The sequence below is a fragment of the Rhodanobacter sp. Soil_C_14 genome (genome assembly GCF_057657335.1).
The window spans coordinates 1-5,661 of sequence record NZ_JBDGIQ010000011.1; the positions used below are offsets into that span (position 1 = coordinate 1).

General features: G+C 54.3%; 2 tRNA genes and 3 rRNA genes. All 5 read left to right on the top strand.

Going from position 1 to position 5,661, the window contains the following annotated elements:
* Positions 1 to 297: 297 nt before the first annotated feature.
* The 5 genes from AC3A56_RS17475 (at position 298) to rrf (ending at position 5,608) form a co-directional block, all read left to right on the top strand.
* Positions 298 to 1,842: ribosomal RNA gene (locus AC3A56_RS17475) — 16S ribosomal RNA — on the top strand.
* Between the two features lie 197 nt (positions 1,843 to 2,039).
* A tRNA-Ile gene (locus AC3A56_RS17480) sits at positions 2,040 to 2,116 on the top strand.
* 17 nt (positions 2,117 to 2,133) lie between these two features.
* A tRNA-Ala gene (locus AC3A56_RS17485) sits at positions 2,134 to 2,209 on the top strand.
* A 208-nt stretch (positions 2,210 to 2,417) separates the two neighbouring features.
* Positions 2,418 to 5,299: ribosomal RNA gene (locus AC3A56_RS17490) — 23S ribosomal RNA — on the top strand.
* Between the two features lie 195 nt (positions 5,300 to 5,494).
* Positions 5,495 to 5,608 (top strand): 5S ribosomal RNA (gene rrf, locus AC3A56_RS17495).
* Together the 16S, 23S and 5S rRNA genes with 2 tRNA genes alongside form the textbook arrangement of a ribosomal RNA operon.
* Positions 5,609 to 5,661: the final 53 nt, after the last annotated feature.

Genomic DNA, 5,661 nt, shown 5'->3' on the forward strand with positions numbered 1-5,661 from the left:
CTCGAAAAAAGCTTTCACGAGGGTGTTGACGGAGAGGAAAAGCGATGTAGAATGGGCGGCTCACCTAGGACGAAACGTCTTGGGGCGCAAACCGGAAACGGGATGCAAGCGAACGATCTTTGACAGTGTGCGCAGGTGAATTGTGTGGACGTCTTGTGTTGAATGGGTCACGACCTGTCCAAGCAATGCAAGCGTCCCACCAAGTAAAAAGTCAGTAATGAGTTTTGATTGGTTGGGAACAACGCTTCAGAAAGATAGATCATCCATCGCTGCAAGGTGATGACATGGTCGAAAACTTAAGTGAAGAGTTTGATCCTGGCTCAGATTGAACGCTGGCGGCATGCCTAACACATGCAAGTCGAACGGCAGCACAGCAGAGCTTGCTCTGTGGGTGGCGAGTGGCGGACGGGTGAGTAATGCATCGGGACCTACCCAGACGTGGGGGATAACGTAGGGAAACTTACGCTAATACCGCATACGTCCTACGGGAGAAAGCAGGGGACCTTCGGGCCTTGCGCGGTTGGACGGACCGATGTGCGATTAGCTAGTTGGTAGGGTAATGGCCTACCAAGGCGACGATCGCTAGCTGGTCTGAGAGGATGATCAGCCACACTGGGACTGAGACACGGCCCAGACTCCTACGGGAGGCAGCAGTGGGGAATATTGGACAATGGGCGCAAGCCTGATCCAGCAATGCCGCGTGTGTGAAGAAGGCCCTCGGGTTGTAAAGCACTTTTATCAGGAACGAAATACCACGGGTTAATACCCTATGGGGCTGACGGTACCTGAGGAATAAGCACCGGCTAACTTCGTGCCAGCAGCCGCGGTAATACGAAGGGTGCAAGCGTTAATCGGAATTACTGGGCGTAAAGGGTGCGTAGGCGGTTCGTTAAGTCTGTCGTGAAATCCCCGGGCTCAACCTGGGAATGGCGATGGATACTGGCGAGCTAGAGTGTGTCAGAGGATGGTGGAATTCCCGGTGTAGCGGTGAAATGCGTAGAGATCGGGAGGAACATCAGTGGCGAAGGCGGCCATCTGGGACAACACTGACGCTGAAGCACGAAAGCGTGGGGAGCAAACAGGATTAGATACCCTGGTAGTCCACGCCCTAAACGATGCGAACTGGATGTTGGTCTCAACTCGGAGATCAGTGTCGAAGCTAACGCGTTAAGTTCGCCGCCTGGGGAGTACGGTCGCAAGACTGAAACTCAAAGGAATTGACGGGGGCCCGCACAAGCGGTGGAGTATGTGGTTTAATTCGATGCAACGCGAAGAACCTTACCTGGCCTTGACATGTCCGGAATCCTTGAGAGATCGAGGAGTGCCTTCGGGAATCGGAACACAGGTGCTGCATGGCTGTCGTCAGCTCGTGTCGTGAGATGTTGGGTTAAGTCCCGCAACGAGCGCAACCCTTGTCCTTAGTTGCCAGCGAGTAATGTCGGGAACTCTAAGGAGACTGCCGGTGACAAACCGGAGGAAGGTGGGGATGACGTCAAGTCATCATGGCCCTTACGGCCAGGGCTACACACGTACTACAATGGTCGGTACAGAGGGTTGCAATACCGCGAGGTGGAGCCAATCCCAGAAAGCCGATCCCAGTCCGGATCGGAGTCTGCAACTCGACTCCGTGAAGTCGGAATCGCTAGTAATCGCGGATCAGCTATGCCGCGGTGAATACGTTCCCGGGCCTTGTACACACCGCCCGTCACACCATGGGAGTGGGTTGCTCCAGAAGGCGTTAGTCTAACCGCAAGGGGGACGACGCCCACGGAGTGGTCCATGACTGGGGTGAAGTCGTAACAAGGTAGCCGTATCGGAAGGTGCGGCTGGATCACCTCCTTTCAAGTAATAGACGGCGTGAGTCATCACGCAAGACGTCCACACAAGACACCTGTACTTCACGCGACATCCTGTCGCGAAGAGCGTGGATCAAGACCGACCATCCATGGTCGGACTCTTCATCAACAGCGGCTTCGAATCTGGGCCCAGGCAGTTTGTCCAGGTAGTTTGGCTCGCGGGTTCTGGGGTTCATCCTTCATGGGTCTGTAGCTCAGGTGGTTAGAGCGCACCCCTGATAAGGGTGAGGCCGGTGGTTCGAGTCCACCCAGACCCACCATATTCCAAGGTTTCCTTGGGGCCTTAGCTCAGCTGGGAGAGCACCTGCTTTGCAAGCAGGGGGTCATCGGTTCGATCCCGATAGGCTCCACCAAGGTTCGATTCGACGCGTGAAGTATCAGCACACAAAAGATTTGAAATCACCCGGCATTGAGGCCGGTGTGATGTTCTTTGAAAACACGTAAACGAGTGACAAGCGTCTTGGTTCGAAACCGAACCGAGGCAAGTGTTAAGGCACGAAAACGAAGTAACTTGGCTGCACCTGATGAGGGTGCATGCCCCGAGGCGACTTGGGGTTATATGGTCAAGCGACTAAGCGTATACGGTGGATGCCTTGGCAGTCAGAGGCGATGAAGGACGTGGCAGCCTGCGAAAAGTGTCGGGGAGCTGGCAACAAGCTTTGATCCGGCAATGTCCGAATGGGGAAACCCACTCCGCAAGGAGTACTGCATGGTGAATACATAGCCTTGCAGGGCGAACCCGGGGAACTGAAATATCTAAGTACCCGGAGGAAAAGAAATCAACCGAGATTCCCTGAGTAGCGACGAGCGAACGGGGACTAGCCCAAAAGCACATTATGTTTTAGTCAAACGGGATGGAAAGCCCGGCCATAGATGGTGATAGCCCAGTCGACGAAAAGGCATTTTGTGTGAAATTGAGTAAGGCGGGGCACGTGAAACCTTGTCTGAACATGGGGGGACCATCCTCCAAGGCTAAATACTACTGACTGACCGATAGCGAACTAGTACCGTGAGGGAAAGGCGAAAAGAACCCCGGAGAGGGGAGTGAAATAGACCCTGAAACCGTATACGTACAAGCAGTGGAAGCCCGCAAGGGTGACTGCGTACCTTTTGTATAATGGGTCAGCGACTTACTGTCTGTGGCAAGCTTAACCGTATAGGGGAGGCGAAGAGAAATCGAGTCTGAATAGGGCGCATAGTCTCAGGCAGTAGACCCGAAACCGAGTGATCTATCCTTGGCCAGGTTGAAGGTGCGGTAACACGCACTGGAGGACCGAACCCACATCTGTTGCAATAGATGGGGATGAGCTGAGGATAGGAGTGAAAGGCTAAACAAACTCGGAGATAGCTGGTTCTCCTCGAAAGCTATTTAGGTAGCGCCTCGGACGAATCTTCCTGGGGGTAGAGCACTGTTATGGCTAGGGGGTCATCGCGACTTACCAAACCATGGCAAACTCCGAATACCAGGACAGACTATCCGGGAGACACACGGCGGGTGCTAACGTCCGTCGTGAAAAGGGAAACAACCCAGACCCGCAGCTAAGGTCCCAAAGTCATGGCTAAGTGGAAAACGATGTGGAAAGGCATAGACAGCCAGGAGGTTGGCTTAGAAGCAGCCATCCTTTAAAGAAAGCGTAATAGCTCACTGGTCGAGTCGGTCTGCGCGGAAGATTTAACGGGGCTAAGCCATGCACCGAAGCTCGGGGTGTGCACATTTATGTGTACGCGGTAGAGGAGCGTTCCGTAAGCCTGTGAAGGTGTGTTGTAAAGCATGCTGGAGGTATCGGAAGTGCGAATGCTGACATGAGTAACGATAATGGGGGTGAAAAGCCCCCACGCCGAAAGCCCAAGGTTTCCTCGCGCAACGTTCATCGGCGCAGGGTGAGTCGGCCCCTAAGGCGAGGCAGAAATGCGTAGTCGATGGGAAGCAGGTTAATATTCCTGCACTTTTCTTAAGTGCGATGTGGGGACGGAGAAGGTTAGGTCTACCGGGCGTTGGTTGTCCCGGGGAAAGGCGGTAGGCATGGGTCTTAGGCAAATCCGGGACCCTTTATGCCGAGCACCGAGACGAGCCCTATTGGGCGAAGTGACTGATACCACGCTTCCAGGAAAAGCCACTAAGCTTCAGCTTAAGAAAAACCGTACCGTAAACCGACACTGGTAGGCAGGGTGAGAATCCCAAGGCGCTTGAGAGAACTCGGGTGAAGGAACTAGGCAAAATGGCACCGTAACTTCGGGAGAAGGTGCGCCCTTCGACGTGGTCACATGCGTGACTGAGCGTTGAAGGGTCGCAGTAACCTGGCCGCTGCGACTGTTTATCAAAAACACAGCACTCTGCAAACACGAAAGTGGACGTATAGGGTGTGACGCCTGCCCGGTGCTGGAAGGTTAATTGATGGGGTCAGCCGCAAGGCGAAGCTCTTGATCGAAGCCCCAGTAAACGGCGGCCGTAACTATAACGGTCCTAAGGTAGCGAAATTCCTTGTCGGGTAAGTTCCGACCTGCACGAATGGCGTAACGACAGCGGCGCTGTCTCCACCCGAGACTCAGTGAAATTGAATTCGCTGTGAAGATGCAGCGTTCCCGCGGCAAGACGGAAAGACCCCGTGAACCTTTACTATAGCTTTACACTGAACGTTGAGTTCTTCTGTGTAGGATAGGTGGGAGGCTTTGAAGTGCAGACGCCAGTTTGCATGGAGCCATCCTTGAAATACCACCCTGAAGTGCTTGACGTTCTAACCTCGGCCCGTAATCCGGGTCAGGGACCGTGTATGGTGGGTAGTTTGACTGGGGCGGTCTCCTCCCAAAGAGTAACGGAGGAGCACGAAGGTACGCTCAGCGCGGTCGGACATCGCGCACTGTGTGCAATGGCATAAGCGTGCTTGACTGCGAGATCGACGGATCAAGCAGGTACGAAAGTAGGTCATAGTGATCCGGTGGTTCTGTATGGAAGGGCCATCGCTCAACGGATAAAAGGTACTCCGGGGATAACAGGCTGATACCGCCCAAGAGTTCATATCGACGGCGGTGTTTGGCACCTCGATGTCGGCTCATCACATCCTGGGGCTGTAGCCGGTCCCAAGGGTATGGCTGTTCGCCATTTAAAGTGGTACGCGAGCTGGGTTCAGAACGTCGTGAGACAGTTCGGTCCCTATCTGTCGTGGGCGTTGGAGATTTGAGGGGGGCTGCTCCTAGTACGAGAGGACCGGAGTGGACGTTCCGCTGGTGTTCGGGTTGTCATGCCCATGGCATTGCCCGGTAGCTACGAACGGAAGTGATAACCGCTGAAAGCATCTAAGCGGGAAGCACGCCCCAAGATGAGATCTCCCGAGAGCTTGACTCTCCTTAAGGCACCATCAAGACTAGGTGGTTGATAGGTCAGGTGTGGAAGTGCAGCAATGCATTGAGCTAACTGATACTAATGAGCCGTGAGGCTTGACCATATAACCCCAAGACGCTTCGTTCGTTCCCCGAAGCTTGTCTGATTCGAATTTCACCTCGACGCTTGTCACTCGTTTACGATTTTTGTCGTGAGGTCCTCTCACGAAGAGCAAAACCCGCCATCCATGGCGGACTCTTCAAAAGGGCCTTGCCCCAGAGATTGAAGCTGGCGCTCCATGCGCTGCTTCAACCCCTTCCCTGGCGGCCATAGCGGCGTGGTCCCACCTGATCCCATCCCGAACTCAGAAGTGAAACGCGCATGCGCCGATGGTAGTGTGGCTTTGCCATGCAAGAGTAGGTCACCGCCAGGGGCTTTATCCTGAAACACCCTCACCGGAAACGGTGGGGGTTTTTCTTTGGTGCT